At 35.8% G+C, this 15,501-nt stretch carries 20 protein-coding genes and 2 pseudogenes; 5 read left to right on the forward strand and 17 right to left on the reverse strand.

The features are described from left to right. The first annotated feature begins 17 nt into the window (after nt 1-17). A pseudogene (locus ACKC4Y_RS03565) lies at nt 18-268 on the forward strand (hypothetical protein). A gap of 410 nt (nt 269-678) precedes the next feature. Here ACKC4Y_RS03565 and ACKC4Y_RS03570 read toward each other — a convergent pair. The 3 genes from ACKC4Y_RS03570 to pcsA are packed head-to-tail and all read right to left on the reverse strand — an operon-like array spanning nt 679 to nt 2,962. After that, nucleotides 679-1,083, reverse strand: a complete 405-nt coding sequence (locus ACKC4Y_RS03570; RefSeq protein WP_409361996.1) for a DUF6163 family protein — start codon at nt 1,081-1,083, stop codon at nt 679-681. Beyond that, nucleotides 1,080-2,126 carry an enoyl-CoA hydratase/isomerase family protein gene (locus ACKC4Y_RS03575; RefSeq protein ID WP_409361997.1) on the reverse strand — a complete coding sequence of 349 codons (1,047 nt, stop codon included), beginning with the start codon at nt 2,124-2,126 and terminating at the stop codon, nt 1,080-1,082. Before ACKC4Y_RS03575 ends, ACKC4Y_RS03570 begins: the two co-directional genes overlap by 4 nt. A 23-nt stretch (nt 2,127-2,149) precedes the next feature. Then, a complete protein-coding gene (pcsA, locus tag ACKC4Y_RS03580) occupies nt 2,150-2,962 on the reverse strand; it encodes a phosphatidylcholine synthase (protein WP_409361998.1) in 813 nt (270 codons plus the stop codon). A 178-nt stretch (nt 2,963-3,140) separates the two neighbouring features. Between pcsA and ACKC4Y_RS03585 the strand changes: the two genes are divergently transcribed. From ACKC4Y_RS03585 to sodC, 4 genes are all read left to right on the forward strand, one after another. Beyond that, on the forward strand, nt 3,141-4,367 hold the full coding sequence (locus tag ACKC4Y_RS03585) for a UbiH/UbiF family hydroxylase (protein ID WP_409361999.1): 1,227 nt from the start codon (nt 3,141-3,143) through the stop codon (nt 4,365-4,367). A 663-nt stretch (nt 4,368-5,030) separates the two neighbouring features. Continuing rightward, entirely contained in the window at nt 5,031-5,375 is a 345-nt protein-coding gene (locus tag ACKC4Y_RS03590; RefSeq protein WP_409362000.1) for a hypothetical protein, read from the forward strand. After that, nucleotides 5,353-5,676 carry a hypothetical protein gene (locus tag ACKC4Y_RS03595; protein WP_409362001.1) on the forward strand — a complete coding sequence of 108 codons (324 nt, stop codon included), beginning with the start codon at nt 5,353-5,355 and terminating at the stop codon, nt 5,674-5,676. Before ACKC4Y_RS03590 ends, ACKC4Y_RS03595 begins: the two co-directional genes overlap by 23 nt. A 433-nt stretch (nt 5,677-6,109) precedes the next feature. After that, nucleotides 6,110-6,634: a superoxide dismutase [Cu-Zn] SodC gene (gene sodC, locus ACKC4Y_RS03600; protein ID WP_409362002.1), complete on the forward strand. Its 525-nt coding sequence runs from the start codon at nt 6,110-6,112 to the stop codon at nt 6,632-6,634. A 115-nt stretch (nt 6,635-6,749) separates the two neighbouring features. On the opposite strand, the gene ACKC4Y_RS03605 is transcribed toward sodC, so the two are convergent. The 14 genes and pseudogenes from ACKC4Y_RS03605 to sufB form a co-directional block, all read right to left on the reverse strand. Then, nucleotides 6,750-7,298, reverse strand: a complete 549-nt coding sequence (locus ACKC4Y_RS03605; protein ID WP_409362003.1) for a hypothetical protein — start codon at nt 7,296-7,298, stop codon at nt 6,750-6,752. A gap of 152 nt (nt 7,299-7,450) precedes the next feature. Continuing rightward, nucleotides 7,451-8,275 (reverse strand): annotated as a pseudogene (locus ACKC4Y_RS03610) (DEAD/DEAH box helicase family protein). Continuing rightward, a complete protein-coding gene (locus ACKC4Y_RS03615; RefSeq protein WP_409362196.1) occupies nt 8,172-8,483 on the reverse strand; it encodes a hypothetical protein in 312 nt (103 codons plus the stop codon). Before ACKC4Y_RS03615 ends, ACKC4Y_RS03610 begins: the two are co-directional and overlap by 104 nt. A 21-nt stretch (nt 8,484-8,504) precedes the next feature. Next, the gene (locus tag ACKC4Y_RS03620; RefSeq protein WP_409362004.1) at nt 8,505-8,858 is read right to left on the reverse strand and encodes a hypothetical protein; all 354 of its coding nucleotides are present in this window, start codon (nt 8,856-8,858) and stop codon (nt 8,505-8,507) included. A gap of 63 nt (nt 8,859-8,921) precedes the next feature. After that, a complete protein-coding gene (locus tag ACKC4Y_RS03625; RefSeq protein WP_409362005.1) occupies nt 8,922-9,086 on the reverse strand; it encodes a hypothetical protein in 165 nt (54 codons plus the stop codon). A gap of 43 nt (nt 9,087-9,129) precedes the next feature. Beyond that, nucleotides 9,130-9,504, reverse strand: coding sequence for a DNA methyltransferase (locus ACKC4Y_RS03630; protein WP_409362006.1), 375 nt, complete (start codon nt 9,502-9,504; stop codon nt 9,130-9,132). Between the two features lie 27 nt (nt 9,505-9,531). Next, entirely contained in the window at nt 9,532-9,702 is a 171-nt protein-coding gene (locus ACKC4Y_RS03635; protein WP_409362197.1) for a hypothetical protein, read from the reverse strand. Beyond that, nucleotides 9,639-9,857 carry a DNA methyltransferase gene (locus tag ACKC4Y_RS03640; RefSeq protein WP_409362007.1) on the reverse strand — a complete coding sequence of 73 codons (219 nt, stop codon included), beginning with the start codon at nt 9,855-9,857 and terminating at the stop codon, nt 9,639-9,641. Before ACKC4Y_RS03640 ends, ACKC4Y_RS03635 begins: the two co-directional genes overlap by 64 nt. After that, nucleotides 9,830-10,114, reverse strand: coding sequence for a hypothetical protein (locus tag ACKC4Y_RS03645; protein ID WP_409362198.1), 285 nt, complete (start codon nt 10,112-10,114; stop codon nt 9,830-9,832). Before ACKC4Y_RS03645 ends, ACKC4Y_RS03640 begins: the two co-directional genes overlap by 28 nt. A gap of 115 nt (nt 10,115-10,229) precedes the next feature. Next, nucleotides 10,230-10,631, reverse strand: a complete 402-nt coding sequence (locus ACKC4Y_RS03650; protein WP_409362008.1) for an SUF system Fe-S cluster assembly protein — start codon at nt 10,629-10,631, stop codon at nt 10,230-10,232. Then, nucleotides 10,624-11,868, reverse strand: a complete 1,245-nt coding sequence (locus tag ACKC4Y_RS03655) for a cysteine desulfurase (RefSeq protein WP_409362009.1) — start codon at nt 11,866-11,868, stop codon at nt 10,624-10,626. The genes ACKC4Y_RS03650 and ACKC4Y_RS03655 overlap by 8 nt, the downstream gene beginning before the upstream one ends. Nucleotides 11,869-11,877: 9 nt before the next feature. Continuing rightward, a complete protein-coding gene (gene sufD, locus ACKC4Y_RS03660) occupies nt 11,878-13,146 on the reverse strand; it encodes a Fe-S cluster assembly protein SufD (protein WP_409362010.1) in 1,269 nt (422 codons plus the stop codon). Between the two features lie 11 nt (nt 13,147-13,157). Then, the gene (gene sufC / locus ACKC4Y_RS03665) at nt 13,158-13,913 is read right to left on the reverse strand and encodes a Fe-S cluster assembly ATPase SufC (RefSeq protein ID WP_409362011.1); all 756 of its coding nucleotides are present in this window, start codon (nt 13,911-13,913) and stop codon (nt 13,158-13,160) included. 56 nt (nt 13,914-13,969) lie between these two features. Then, nucleotides 13,970-15,481 (reverse strand): Fe-S cluster assembly protein SufB, encoded by a 1,512-nt coding sequence (gene sufB, locus ACKC4Y_RS03670; RefSeq protein WP_409362012.1) that lies wholly within the window; start codon nt 15,479-15,481, stop codon nt 13,970-13,972. Nucleotides 15,482-15,501: the final 20 nt, after the last annotated feature.

Here is a 15,501-nt window from a genome sequence, read left to right on the forward strand (position 1 = left end):
GGGGCATTTAGAAAAATATTTCCGTGAGTTGCGTTGATATTCAACGAGAGTCTTTTGCCAATAAGCGTCAGATTAATGACACAATTTAAAACGTTCTAAAGCAAGAAGTAAAAACGCAGCTTTAGCAGCAATGGGTTTTATATTTATGCCTTCTTTATTTTTTCTTGATGTAAAATCAAGTGAAAACAATGAAATTTTATCTTTAAACGACCATAATGCTGTTTTTAATGACCTGGCACGTATGAAGCGTTGCAACTTATCACAATAATTTTAATTATATTTATTATATAGTACATACTTTTAATTTAAGTAATATTTACTCAAAGCCTATTTTTTAATAGATATACTTTTCTCTAACTAAAATATTCTGCCTAATTGTTGCCATAATTATGTTTTAAATAAGAAATATGCGATACAAATATGATTAATGTGTCTAAATTTTGATTGCAAGCTTTTGTCGCATAATGCATATTATGGAACTTTTTTTGATATATAGATAGAAAGGATATATATAATGCTAGCAACAGCACTTTGGGGAGCGATAGCATCATTACTATGGATATTTAATTCAAAAGCAACCAGTCCTTGGGATTTATGGTGGGTGCCTTTTTGTTAAAAAATATTAAAATGGGATCGGGTTAGTAATTCTAGCCCGAAAACCCAAAAAATTAGTAATCTTTAATGTTGATCGTACTGACTTAAAAAAATCATCATAATTTGCAGTATCATAAAAACAACAAACAATATTCCATGAAATAATGGTATAAATGGTTGATGGATGAGATCAACATAATAAAATGCCAATGTTTCGATAGATGCCGCAATGCACCATAAAACGATTCCCCATAATGAATGCATCCAAAGTCCAATTAATGCGATAGGATAAATAATAGCCAATGTAGTTGACAAAAATTGCCACTGCCATGGCATAAGATCAAAACGCCATAGAACTCCTGGAAATACACCAACAAGACGCATCCAATAAAAAACACCTAAACCTAAACATATCAGTGCCAAAAATCGCAGATAACAGCTGTAAATTAAATTGATTTTTGAAATTTTTTTTTGAGGTTTGTGTATCAAAATAACAATTCTCTCTCAACGGGTTGGAAGTAGGAATCTATCATTTCATCTGTTACATTAGATAGTTTATCTGGCTGCCATTTAGGTGTTTTGTCTTTATCAATTAACATTGCACGTATACCTTCATGGAAATCATGTGAAAAAACCATATGATGTGCAATACGATTTTCAATTTTCATGCAATCTTCCAAAGATTGGGGAGGATTTTGTTTCATTTGTTTCCAGATAACTCTTAAACTTGTTGGGGAACGTGATTGCAAAACATCATAACACTCTTTAGCGAACAAAATTCCTTCTTTACTTTTTTTATAAAGGAGTTCCATACATTCTTCTAATGTATCTGTACCAAAACAAGCACTCACAACATAGCGTATTTCATGACTTGTCTCATAGTCTCTGATGATTGCTCGTTCGTTTAAAGCTAACCTAGGACTTCCCTGCTCGATAATAGCTTTTCTAACACACGCTAACCCAGCTTCAGGAACTGCATGAGTTGCTAATCCTAAGTTTAAGCAATCTCCCCATTTTATATGTGCACCAGTCAACGCAAGATAAACGCCAAAATAATCAGGAAGAGGAGGCAGAAAAAAGCTTGCACCAACATCTGGAAAAAATCCAATAGCACCTTCTGGCATAGCAAAGAGTGTGTTTTCTGTAACAATCCTGTTTGAACCGTATAGAGAAATACCTACCCCTCCTCCCATCCAAATACCATTCAAGAAAGAAATGTAAGGTTTTGGGAAATGTTTTATATAAGCATTTAAGCGATATTCATCTCTAAAATATTGACAAGAAGAAGCGGTTTTTCCCATACGGTAGATTTCCACAACATCTCCACCAGCACAAAAGGCACGTCCCTCCCCTTCAACTAAGACGCAAGAAACATCATCATCTGTTTCCCATGTGCTGAGAGCTTTTTTAAAAGCGAAAACCATTTGCTGATTAAGAGCGTTTAACGCTGAAGGGCGTGTGAGTTTTATAATACCAGCACGCCCTTCTTTTGTAAAAGAAATGTTATCACCTGCTCCAAAATCAATTTGCATCTCAATCCCTTAAAAGTTTTATCTTATTGTTTTTTTATATTTTTTACTCCAAATTGGGGAAATAATTGCATGATAGCACCAATACAATACATATAAATGCCTGTTACTGAAATTCCTACTTTAACCCAAGAGGGAGCATTGAGGTGGTAAAAAAATGCAGCAACACCAAAGAAGCACCATAAGAGAAAAATTGGAAAATTAAGCCACCGCAAACGAACAACTCTTACTGGATGAATGAAATAAATTGGTAAAAAAGATATGATTGCTGATACAGCAATAATGGTAAATGTGACCCACTCCCCTGGCCTTACTACAAAAAGTACGAAAACCATCATATTCCAAACGACTGGAAAGCCTTTAAAAAAGTTTTCTTTGGTCTTCATTCCAGTGTCTGCGTAATAAATAGCCGATGAAATGACAATGATAGCACTTAATAAAAACGATAATCCTGATCCCATAAAACCACTTTGATAAAGCGCAAAAGCTGGAATTAAGACATAAGTCACGTAATCAATGATATTATCCAAAAGTTCTCCAGACCATGTTGGGAGTACATATTTAACATCAAGTTTACGCGCAATTGGCCCATCGATACCATCAACAAAAAGTGCAAGTCCGAGCCAACAAAACATAGCAGTCCATTCTTTTTGGGAAGCCGATATAAGAGAAAGAAATGCTAAAAACGAACCAGAAGCTGTTAGCAAATGAACAGAAAAAGCCTTTGCTTGTGGCATTGTTACTTTTTTATGGCGCAATAGATCAGCATTCGTTTTAATTTTTTTTGTGAGCTTACGTTTCAAGGTTTTCTTATCCTCGTTTCTAAAGTCTTCAACCATCTACCAATACGCTATTTTTTTCCACGGCACGCCTCACCATAAAAAAGCATAGAAAGGTTACTTTTTTATACCACATTATTGATTACATAATATAATAGAAGAGCTTTATACAATAAAAAGAGATTATTCATTTCAAAACGTTAAAATATTTGATAAATAGGGAAAGGCTTAAGTCGTTGTGACATTTGCAAAAAACGAGCATAAAGATATTGCTGTCATTGGTGCAGGCCCAGTTGGTATGTTAGCAGCGCTTAGTCTTGCACATAAGGGGTACTCTGTTTTTCTTATTGGTCCACCTGCTCATCCAGATGAATTACGGACAACTGCTCTTATGATGCCAGCAATCCGTACACTTCAAAAACTCAATATTTGGAATGCTCTCAAACATCATTCAGCAGCTTTATCTTTCATTAGAATCATAGATATAACCTCTAGGATTGTGCGAGCTCCTACTGTAAATTTTTGTTCTGCTGAAATCGGTGAAGAGGCTTTTGGTTATAATATCCCTAATGTAGAGTTAAACAAGGCTTTAGTCGATACTATTACACAGACACCCAATATCATGAGAATTTTTTCTTCGGCAAAATTTTTTCATCACCAACAAAATCATATATCCGTTACTCTTGCGGATGGTCGAGTCATTCAAGCATCGCTTATTATTGCTGCTGATGGGCGCAACTCTCTAACACGAGCGGCAGCGGGTATAGATGTCAAACAGTGGAGTTATTCGCAAACAGCACTCGTTCTTAATTTTTCTCATAATTTTTCCCATCAAAATACATCGACTGAATTTCACACCGAAAATGGTCCATTTACACAAGTTCCACTACCAGGACATAGATCCAGTCTTGTATGGGTGGTTAAGCCTTCCCGTGCTGAAGAATTATTAAATTTAAAACAAAAAACAATTGCAAAAGTGATCGAAGACCAGATGCAGTCAATGCTTGGAAAATTAACACTAGAAACACCAATTCAAGCATGGCCGCTTTCAGGTCTTATTTCTCATCGTTTTGCTGCAAATCGGACGATTTTAGTGGGTGAAGCGGCTCATGTTTTTCCTCCTATTGGGGCACAAGGATTAAATTTAGGATTTCGTGATGTTAAAACTTTGATTGATATTTTACCTAACAAAATATCCGATTTTAATTCTAAAATGATCGTTACACATTATAATCGATGCCGAAAACCTGATATATTGTTCCGTAGTGGATTTGTACATGCGCTCAACTTTTCTTTACTTTCGCCTATGTTGCCCGTTCATATCATAAGAAGCATTGGGCTTGGGTTATTACGTAATTACTCACCATTACGTAATTTATTTATGCGAGAAGGGATGTATCCCTGTTACGGATTTAAAAAAATTATGCCAATACTCTCAACTAAACCGCCGAAAAAAATACCTTGATATTATAAATTATTACTGATTTTTAGCTTAGTAATAGATATATTTATGTGGAAGAATTTGTGTTTATTATTGCATTGGTTTACCGATTGAAGAATGAAAATATTAAATTTCTTTTCATTATGCATCAAGGATCTGGTCCATGGGATATCATTCCGAAGGAGCAACTCATTCCAAAAATCTTTTTTATAAGCTGTATTGTGGAAAGCTTAAAAAAACATGTACGGGACGATAATCAAATATCTCTTATAGAGACATATCTTCTCATCGACCAATGAATATAATAAATGCCATTTTCATCAAGAAAATCACGCTCTGAACAAATCGAGCCCTATATGAGTGTGTTACACACAGCAGCAGTAAGATAATTTTGCATAAATCATATAAAAACATTATATAAAATCTATCATAATATACATCTTTATATCACTCATTTGACGAGATGAATGCTGTAGAATTGCATATTTAAAGAAGCAATGAGATACGAGACTATGAAGAACAGATTCTCGACGTCACTTTTGCTCACAAGAAAAAAATGTTTTTTTAATCAACATAAATCTTCAAAACGTAGCGTCATTAATTATAAGATTGAAAATACAATATTTTTTTGGAACCTGTTTGCAATAAAAAGGTTAATAAAGCAGCGTTTTAATAGATGGTGACAAGATGAGATTAAGTAAAAATCTGCAATTAAGAGTTTTTTTTATTTTGATTGTATGTATTTCGTCGATAGTTACAGTTTCAATAAGCACGGTTTTTCATGTCCCTTATTGTAAAACCTTAGCATATGCCTCCACCCAAGACATCGCTAAATCAGGCCAAAATTCATTTACTGCTTCGCAAATTAAAAACTGTCTCATGCAAAATGGTTTCAAAAATATCAAACGAGTGCGTTTAGATGACAAAGGTATTTGGCGCGCTTTAGTAGAAGTTAAAAAGTACCGTTTTCTCGTATCAGTTGATTATTCTGGGACAGTGAGCATTCAAAATGAAAGAAAAAAACATGATTGATTTTAAAACTTATAGTAACGTCGATTCTAATAACTGTGAGAAAAACTTTTTTAAAAATATCTATCATTCTATTAAAGAGCTCGCTTTCATTGGAAGTTTAAATGGAAGTGTATCGGGAGCAATTGCGGCAATCCTCGCAGCTTATGGTTATATTGCTATGCCAGGATTTGGTCCAATTATCGCAAAAGGTATAAGTATCGCATTTTTCACCGGAACGATAATTGGTGCAATAATAGGATCAATAATGGGTGTTTTGGTTGGTACATTTTGTGTTTTTATTGGAGATTTATATACATCATAGTTGTTTCCCTTATAAATTTCATAATGAATAGAAAATTTGCATCTATTAAAGTCCGCATCATATTATGGATGAAGTACTGGCTAAATTATCAAAGCTCCTTATTTAATTCTCACAACACTTTAAAAATCTGCTTTTTTAGAAGAATCTCTTGAAGAATCTTTTGAAGAAATGTATACGCAGTATAATCACTGATCTATAAAATGCATTGTTCGTGAAAGAGATAAGATTATTCTAGGTGTGCGTAGAGGTGAATTAAAGAGAACTTTTTGAGTTTATAGATTTTTTCTGTTAATCATAATTTCCAAAAAGTGTTTTTGTAAAAAAATTTGATAAAACAGAAAATGATGTTTGATTTTATAATTTGTATTATTATACCTTATATTTGTGCAATAAAATTATTATATGTTAATTAAACTAAATAAAAGTGTTTCGTATGAATAAAACTGTTTTATCTTTACTATTTTCCTTATCATTTCTATCTTGTAATACTATATTAGCAAAATCTATGCACGTTGAGATTTATAAGCTAGAAAACAAAAATACAAAAAAGCCTATTGGTACAATTAAAATTGAAGAAAATGTAAATGGTTTGATTTTTGTGCCAAATTTATTCTCTTTGCCAGAAGGTTTACATGGTTTTCATGTGCATATAAACCCTTCATGTGATACGGAAGGTGATGTAATTGGTGGTGCTGCGGGCGGACATTATGATCCGGATCATACTAACAAACATCTTGGACCTTATAATGTTAATGGCCATTTTGGTGATTTGCCCGCACTTTATGTCGATGATAAAGGGCACTCAACAATGAGCGTTCTAGCTCCACGAATTAAAAAACTCTCACAGATTAAAGGGCGCTCGTTAATGATTCATTTAGGAGGAGATAATCAATTAGATGAGCCATTACCGCTTGGCGGAGGTGGCGCTCGTTTAGCATGTGGTATTATTAAGGAGTAAGCTTATTTCTATGTATAGTATATTATTTGTTAGGATTTTTAATTAATCTTTCAGTTGGAACAAAACAATTTTCGTAAAGAAGTAAAAGCTCTTCCCTTGTGGTGTTAGTTTTTTATTATTCTGAAAAAAAACAATAAACGAAGTTAGTAAAAACTTCCGCACTAATTTTCTCTCGTATTCCAGTGGAGCAAAGTGCCTGAGAACTCGGCAATTTTTCATATTCTTTGATAATATTCCATGTGATATCAGCAATTTTTTTCTCTTCGTGAGTGAAGTGAGAATGGGATGTGTTATGCAACATGACATCTTGTAAATCAGATAATCCGTTTATATTGGAGTGGCGTGTCACCGTCGTCTTTGTAGATTCTGTTTCTGCACAACTTGGTACTATGAGTATATCTGATTTTTCAAATGATATATCACCCCCTATCCCAATCTCAATATGCTTTTTAATAATTGAGTTTGGATCATTGGCACGGTCAATAATATTTTGGAAACGGTCATGTGCAATGATTGTTAAACGATCAATGGATTCTACGCCGGTTTTACGACCATAAGGCAAACGTAATCCACGACCTATTGTTTGCTCAGTTAAAATCTCTGAAGCAGATGTACGCAACGGCACGATGGTATAAAGATTGGTTACATCCCACCCCTCCTTCAATTTATTAACATGAATAACAATTTCCGTTTGTTCACTAGGATCTTCAATTGCAATTAGCTTTTGAATATTTTTATCTTCTTCTGTATTCGACTGTTTTGAGTGAATTTCTATAACTTTTCCTTTATAAGCACCCGCAAAAAAATCATCAGATTCTATAAGTTACGTAATCCTCGCGCATGCTCTGTATCTTGAGCTACAACTAAAACAAAAGGCTTAACGAATTTCTTTTTATAATCATTAGCATAGATAACTAAATCTGCTTTTACTTTTTCGTGCGTATGAATTGCATCTTGTAGTTTAATATACTCTAATTGTTCAGGTGTATAATTTTTCGGTTGAAAGTCTTTCCGTGTAGCAACAGCTGGCTCTTTCACAAATCCATCTCTCATAGCCTCTGCAAGTGAATAACCGTAAACAACGTTTTTAAAATCCACTGGTTTTGCACCAATTGTTTTCGGTGTTGCTGTAAGTTCTAAGCCTAAAACAGGTTTTAACTCATTAATCGCCGAAATGCCTGCAGAAGCACGATAACGGTGTGTTTCATCCATTAATAAAACTAAATCAGGAAGATTTGCGAGATAATCAAAATAACTTTCGCCGATAGTTTCTTGCAAGCGTTTAATTCGCAGAATACTGGATTTTTCAGTTCCTTTTTTATGATCCGTTGTGTTAATTTTGGAAATATTAATGAAAGCTGTATCTCCATACTCAAACAAACGTTTTTACCCGTAAAATTTCTGTTCATCAGAGCGGATCTCTTTACCATTTTCATGATCTTCACCTGTAATAATTACTGGCCTATTTGCAACAAACTCATTCACTCCACTGAATACATATTTTGGACTTTGAGGACTGAAATCCTGTTTTAATTTTTCATAAATAATCAAATTTGGCGCTAAGAAAAAATGACGACTGTGGCCTATTAAATAAAGATAGCTTATAAAAGCGCCCATCAAACGTGTTTTCCCAACTCCCATTGCTTAGGGCAAAACAAAAAGAGGGAAAATCACGTTCAAAATTTTGTACAGAAGGATAGAGACTTTTGATTGCTTCCAAATCCGCAATCAAATCTGTATTTTTAGAAAGCTTTATATTATCTAAGATTTGCACCAAAACATTTAAAGCTTCATGTTGAGGATAACGCAACGATAAACGAGCAGTAATCCTTTTTTCAACAGCGCTCATAAAAAACTCCGTTTCTTTAATTTATCCGAATAGATCTAATTCTGTTTGTGCTATATTTTCACTTTTTTGTTTTTTTTTGACTACAATCATTGGTTCAAGATTCGCCACATTCAAACTATAGTCATCCCTCCCCCACTCACACTTTTCTAATACAGCACGGGGTATTTTGGTAAGGGTTAGATTCTCAAAAGTTTCCGGTTTTGTATCAAAGGCTGAGCAACAAATAAGCAGAGTACGATGAGGTCCAACCTCTTCACTGAGAACGCGTAGTTGTTCATGTGTCATTGCATTGGTTGTTACATAAATATAATCTGTTTCGGTTGAATACCCTTGCATCCAATAATGATTTTCATCAGGCGCATAGGTAAACCCCATATGTTTGCACATAGCTTCTGAAAGCATGGCAGCATTATATTCGCGACTAATAATCCATTGTCCTCATGGATCTTTTTGCAACAGAGAAGGTACAAGGCGGTAGTAGCAAAACCCACCACCACCTTGCCAATTTACATTTTTAGAAATACCACCTTGATCAGTACCATCAATCACTTGTTTCAAACGAGGGATAATGTGCGTATGGCAGTGTTCCCCAAGTTCAATCATAATCCACTTGCATCCCATTTTGTGAGCAACAGCACCGGTAGTATCAGAAGCCGGCAAAGGAATCTAAAACAAGATCACCTGAGTTTGTGGCAAGTTGAATAATGCGTTCCATAAGCCGTTCGGGCTTTGGGGTTGCAAATACATTATCAGAATTGAAGACTTTGGCTTCTTTTTTTGCATCTTGATTATGGCCAACTTCCTGATAAGGCCAAATGGTCATTGAAACCATACCATTTTTTACCTCTAATAAAAAACGTTTCATAGAAGGAACATTACTTCCTGTTGGACCAAACAAAACACGATTATCTTCTAATAGCTTAGCAAATTTTTGTTTACTAACGCGCCAACTCGTTCCAGCAGGAGGCATCACACTACGCCCAGAAGGCGTAACAATTTCATAAACATCTTTTAAATTCATAGTCTTAACTGAAAGATTATCTGATTTTCACGGACCGCGCGGGTCATTATCAGGATTTTTATAGCGCGCATCTATATCCGCTGAACGAGGAAGCAAATTAGGTCGCCAAACAGTTTTATCTTTAGCATAAACCATTACAAAATCATGGTTGTCTGAAAGCCACTTTGCATCATTTTGTGGAGCATATTTTTTTGCCAAATGATATTGTTTATAAAGTTTTGTCGACCAAAAATTTCATCCATTAACACTTTAAGGTAAGCTTGCTCGTCATCATCAATTGATATCCAAATACTGCCATCTTCTGCAAGTAAACGATGTAACAGCTCTAGCCTATTCCTATTAGGCTTAGCCATATGGAATGCTCTAAACCATCTTCATAATGTTCGAATGCATTGCCCGTATTATAAGGCGGATCAATGTAGATACATTTCACCTCGCCTGTATATTCTTGTTCAAGCACTTTGAGCGCGAGCAAATTATCACCAAAAATGAGTTTATTATCAAAAATATCTTGGGTAGATACTTGGTGTGGAGCGTGATAAGATTTTTCAAGATCTTCCAATAAAAAATACGAGGCTTTAGTTTTGGGCGTTTCTCTTTTCCAATCCAAGTGAATTCTAGTTTTTGTTTATTATAACTCACGCGATCGTCCTTGAATTTAAACGCTTGTGAAAAGTAAACAGTTTATTCATGAATGGCTAAATTAGAGTCTCTTAACAATACTTTTAGTACCATCCGACAGCAATTTGCGCTTCTTCTGACATACAATCAGGTGTCCATGGCGGGTCAAAAGTCATTGTAACTTCAACGTGCGAAACACCTTCAACTGCGCTTACGGCATTTTCTACCCATCTCGGCATTTCACCCGCAACAGGACATCCTGGTGCTGTAAGCGTCATTTCAATTTTTACCGAACGATCATCTTCAATATCAATACGATAAATTAATCCTAGCTCATAAATATCAGCAGGAATTTCTGGATCGTAAACTGTTTTAAGAGCAGAAATAATATCATTCGTCATACGCTCAATTTCAACTTCTGGAATCGCTGATACATAAGCTTGTTTTTTTTCACTTTTTGTCTCACAAGATTCAGAAGAATCATGTGCCTTAATTGATTTAGCCATTAAAAAATGTCCTTGCTTTTTCTAATGCTTCCACGAGTTGATCAATATCTTCATGATTGCTGTACATCGCTAATGATGCACGACAAGCAGATGTTAAACCAAAATGTTTTAATAAAGGCTGTGCACAATGCGTTCCTGCACGTATAGCAACACCTTGTCGATCAACAAACATGGCGATGTCATGTGCATGAATACCTTCCATTTCAAAAGATATAATAGCCCCCTTATGAGGACAACGGCCGTAAATACGCAATGATTTAACTGTTTCAAGCCTTTCATGTGCATAAGCTAAGAGTGCTGTCTCATGTACATGAATCGCACGTCTGTCTTTTTCTCGTATATAATCAATGGCAGCAGCCAATCCAATAGCTTCTGCTATGGGAGGAGTGCCAGCTTCAAAACGATATGGGGGAGCATTATAGGAAACCTTCTCAGTGGTTACGTCCTCGATCATTTCCCCTCCCCCTTGAAAAGGATACATTTCCTCTAGCCTATATTCTTTACCATAAAGAACACCAACACCAGTCGGACCATACAGCTTATGACCTGTAAAAACATACCAGTCACAGTCAAGATCTTGCACATCAACGGTTAAATGTACAGCTCCTTGAGAACCATCAACAAGAACAGGAATGGCATTCTGATGCGCTAGCTTGACAATCTCTTTAACTGAAGGCACAGTTCCCAATATGTTGGACATATGCGTAATAGCAACAAGTTTTGTTCTTTGACTTAAAGCCTTTATAAAATCTTCAATATGTAAAATACCATTTTCATCAACAGGCACAAAAACAAGCTTAACACCTTTCCGTTCACGAATAAAATGCCAAGGAATAATATTTGAATGATGCTCCATAATGGTGAGAACAATTTCATCCCCTTCGTTCAATCTAGACATTCCCCAACCATAAGCAACAGTATTAATGGCTTCCGTCGCACTCTTGGTAAAAACAACTTCTTTAGCTGTTTGAGCATTTAAAAAAGCACGAACCGTTTCGCGAGCGTTTTCATAAGATTGTGTCGCTGTATTTGATAAAAAATACATTCCTCGATGCACATTTGCGTAACGACATCGATAAAAATTATTCATTGCATCAAGCACTGATTGAGGCTTTTGAGCAGATGCACCACTGTCAAGATAAGCCAGCCGCTTACCATAAACATTACGGTGTAAAATAGGAAAATCACGACGAATTTCTTCTACATTATAACTCAACGTTGGTGCATCAATTTCCATTTTTTTGCCTTAAATATTGTGTTTTAGCCATTGGATAATGATGTCATCGAGAGTTGCTCGAATTTTGTCCTGTTCAATATCCTCGATTAATTCTGAAACAAACCCTTTAATTAAAAGTTCTCGAGCAATTTTGAAAGGGATACCACGTGCCATCAGATAAAAAAGCTGATCACGATTAATTTTAGCAACTGTCGCACCATGACCACATGCAACATCATCAGCAAAAATCTCCAATTCGGGCTTTGCATCAAATTCTGCTTCATCTGAAAGGATAAGGCTATTACAGGCCATACGAGCATCTGTTTTTTGCGCTTTTTGTGCCACACGTATCATCCCCTGAAAAACACCATGTGCCCTATCTGTGACAACATTGCGAACAATTTCCGTTGAGGTTGATTTTTCTTCAATGTGACGAACAGTCATCGTAAGATCACTATGCGTCTTCCCAGATAATAAATTTATCGCTCGTAATTGGAAATCAGAGTCTTTTCCTTGTAATTCAATATCAATTTCCTGACGATTAAGTTGGCTAGCTATATTAATAACATAAAGTGATAATTTAGCATTCTCACCAAGGACAGCATGCAATCGACCAAATTGTGTAGAATTTACCCCCTGATCACGGATAAGGATCCATGTGACATCACTATCTGCTGCAATATCTAACGAAACTATCGAACTGACAAAAGACTCTTTATCATTACCGATTTGGCGCTCAATAATGACAGCTTGGCTTTTTTTACCAATTTTAATATCTGAAAAAACGTGTGACTGCCCACCCATCTGAATGTTTTGGAGTTCTATGGGAAAATCTAATTTCGTATTCTCAGGAATCTGAAAAAGCCAGCCATCTGTAGCAAACGCTGTGTTTAATTGCCCAATAAAATCATCAGCAGCAGTAATCTGTTCTAGCTTTGCATAATTTTTTTCTAATGCATCTGCAAGACGTTCTATTATGATAGCTGATATTTCTGATTGTATAAGCGTTTTACCATTTTCAATAGAAAAGACAGAACTTTCTGAAAACAAAGGAGCAACCAATTGGCTATTCGTTATTTCTGAAAAGTCACTGACCGATTTCAAGAGAGCGCGTAGATTGGTGTAATGCCAACTTTCAATTTTACGTGAAGGAAGCAGCACCTTTTGAAATAACTTGATAGCTTCTTTGCGTACTGTACGCACTGCTTCATTTCCAGGTAAATCACCAAGACATCGGTTGAAATTATTTATAATATCTTCTTCAACTGCTATCAATTCTCGTTGTGCGTTTATGGGCATATTCAATAACCTCAAGCCGCCTTACCAATAATATCAGCATATCCATTTTGTTCCAAATAAAGCGCTAATGATTTATCTCCACTTTTAATAATACGGCCCTTATGAAGAACATGCACCGTATCAGGAACAATATAATCAAGCAGGCGCTGATAATGCGTAATAACCAAAAATGAACGCTCTACACTACGCAATCTGTTAACGCCATCTGCAACAACTTTCAATGCGTCAATATCTAAACCAGAATCTGTTTCATCCAAAATGCAAAGTTTAGGTTCAAGGAGAGCCATTTGAAGAATTTCAGCACGTTTTTTTTCTCCACCCGAAAAACCAACATTCAAGGGACGTTTAAGCATTTCCATATCTATTTCAAGATTAGAAGAAGCTTCTTTAACACGTTTGATAAATTCAGGAATTTTAAGCTCCACTTCACCACGCACTTTGCGTTGAGAATTCATCGCAACTTTTAAAAATTCCATTGTTGCAACACCAGGTATTTCCATAGGATATTGAAATGCAAGAAAAATACCAGCGGCGGCACGTTCTGCTGGATCCATTTCTAAAAGTGATTGTCCGTTATAAAGAATATCCCCTTCTGTTACTTCATAATCATCACGACCAGAAAGTAAATAAGACAACGTAGATTTTCCTGCTCCATTTTGCCCCATAATAGCAGCAATTTCACCATCCTGAACGGTTAAGTTTAAACCGCGAATAATCTCCGTATCAGTTTCAGCAATACGGGCGTGCAAATTTTTGATCTCTAACATAATGTAATCCTGTTCTTGTGGTTTATACGTAGCGCACCATTTTACTGAATGGACAATTAGCCTACGCTTCCTTCAAGGCTGATACCAATGAGTTTTTGCGCTTCAACAGCAAATTCCATTGGGAGTTTTTGAATGACTTCTTTTACAAAACCATTCACGATTAACGCTATAGCTTCTTCTTCAGGAATTCCTCGTTGCATAACATAAAAAAGTTGATCATCAGATATTTTTGATGTTGTTGCTTCATGCTCAAATTGAACCGTTGCATTTTTTGCTTCAATATATGGTACCGTGTGAGCACCACAATCATTGCCAATTAATAAACTATCGCATTGCGTAAAATTCCGCGCATTCTGCGCTTTCCTATGTGCTGAAACTTGTCCACGATAAGTATTATTTGAAAAACCAGCAGAAATACCTTTAGAAATAATACGGCTTGATGTGTTTTTCCCTAAGTGTATCATTTTAGTACCAGAATCGATTTGTTGATGACCGTTCGCAACAGCAATAGAATAAAATTCCCCACGTGAATTATCACCACGTAGCAAGCAAGACGGATATTTCCAAGTAATTGCAGAACCAGTCTCAACCTGTGTCCATGAAATTTTAGAATTATCGCCTCGGCAATCCCCTCTCTTCGTCACAAAATTGTAAATGCCACCCTTTCCTTCTTTATCACCAGGATACCAGTTTTGCACTGTAGAATATTTAATTTCTGCATTCTTTAGAGCAATAAGCTCAACAACAGCAGCATGAAGTTGGTTTTCATCACGTTGAGGTGCAGTGCAGCCTTCAAGATAAGAAACATAAGAATCTTCATCTGCAATAATCAGTGTTCTTTCAAATTGGCCTGTGTTACGTTCATTGATCCTAAAATAAGTTGAAAGTTCCATCGGGCAACGAACCCCTTTAGGAATATAAACAAACGAACCATCAGTAAAAACAGCTGCATTTAAGGCAGCATAATAATTATCACCTGCTGGCACAACTGCTCCTAAGTATTCCTTAATAAGAGCGGGATGTTCGATAATCGCTTCTGAAATAGAACAAAAAATAACACCAGCGCGTGCTAACTCTTTTTTAAATGTTGTCACAACAGAAACAGAATCAAAAACCGCATCAACAGCTACCCGTCCCGATGCATAAATATTATCATCAAGAGTAGAAGGCTCTGTCTGCTTTCTTACACCTGCTAAAATTTCTTGTTCTTTAAGGGGAATACCAAGTTTTTCATACATCGCCAATAATTCCGGATCAACTTCATCCAAAGATTTTGGTCCTGTATGATTTTTAGGAGCAGCATAATAATAAAGTTCCTGAAAATTAATCTTGGGATATTTAATACGCGCCCAATGAGGCTCTTCCATTGTGGTCCAACGACGGAAAGCTTGCAAACGCCATGCCAACATCCATTCAGGTTCACGTTTTTTAGCGGAAATAAATTTGATAATATCTTCATTTAAACCTTTGGGAGCCTTATCCGTCTCAATATTGGTTTCAAAACCATATTTATATTGATCTACGTCTATCTCACGGACTTGGCGTACTGTTTCCTCTATTGCTGGCATCAGCTTTCTCCACTTTTCCC

The organism is Bartonella heixiaziensis (assembly GCF_046245125.2).
Lineage (GTDB): Bacteria > Pseudomonadota > Alphaproteobacteria > Rhizobiales > Rhizobiaceae > Bartonella > Bartonella heixiaziensis.

Bases quoted from the DNA above. Each gene is read 5' to 3' on its own strand.
- ACKC4Y_RS03575 (WP_409361997.1), bottom strand. From the start codon at position 2,126: ATGCAAATTGATTTTGGAGCAGGTGATAACATTTCTTTTACAAAAGAA.
- pcsA (WP_409361998.1), bottom strand. From the start codon at position 2,962: ATGGTTGAAGACTTTAGAAACGAGGATAAGAAAACCTTGAAACGTAAG.
- ACKC4Y_RS03590 (WP_409362000.1), top strand. From the start codon at position 5,031: ATGAGATTAAGTAAAAATCTGCAATTAAGAGTTTTTTTTATTTTGATT.
- ACKC4Y_RS03595 (WP_409362001.1), top strand. From the start codon at position 5,353: ATGAAAGAAAAAAACATGATTGATTTTAAAACTTATAGTAACGTCGAT.
- sodC (WP_409362002.1), top strand. From the start codon at position 6,110: ATGAATAAAACTGTTTTATCTTTACTATTTTCCTTATCATTTCTATCT.
- ACKC4Y_RS03615 (WP_409362196.1), bottom strand. From the start codon at position 8,483: ATGAGCGCTGTTGAAAAAAGGATTACTGCTCGTTTATCGTTGCGTTAT.
- ACKC4Y_RS03620 (WP_409362004.1), bottom strand. From the start codon at position 8,858: ATGGGGTTTACCTATGCGCCTGATGAAAATCATTATTGGATGCAAGGG.
- ACKC4Y_RS03625 (WP_409362005.1), bottom strand. From the start codon at position 9,086: ATGATTGAACTTGGGGAACACTGCCATACGCACATTATCCCTCGTTTG.
- ACKC4Y_RS03630 (WP_409362006.1), bottom strand. From the start codon at position 9,504: ATGAATTTAAAAGATGTTTATGAAATTGTTACGCCTTCTGGGCGTAGT.
- ACKC4Y_RS03640 (WP_409362007.1), bottom strand. From the start codon at position 9,857: ATGGCTAAGCCTAATAGGAATAGGCTAGAGCTGTTACATCGTTTACTT.
- ACKC4Y_RS03650 (WP_409362008.1), bottom strand. From the start codon at position 10,631: ATGGCTAAATCAATTAAGGCACATGATTCTTCTGAATCTTGTGAGACA.
- ACKC4Y_RS03655 (WP_409362009.1), bottom strand. From the start codon at position 11,868: ATGGAAATTGATGCACCAACGTTGAGTTATAATGTAGAAGAAATTCGT.
- sufD (WP_409362010.1), bottom strand. From the start codon at position 13,146: ATGCCCATAAACGCACAACGAGAATTGATAGCAGTTGAAGAAGATATT.
- sufC (WP_409362011.1), bottom strand. From the start codon at position 13,913: ATGTTAGAGATCAAAAATTTGCACGCCCGTATTGCTGAAACTGATACG.
- sufB (WP_409362012.1), bottom strand. From the start codon at position 15,481: ATGCCAGCAATAGAGGAAACAGTACGCCAAGTCCGTGAGATAGACGTA.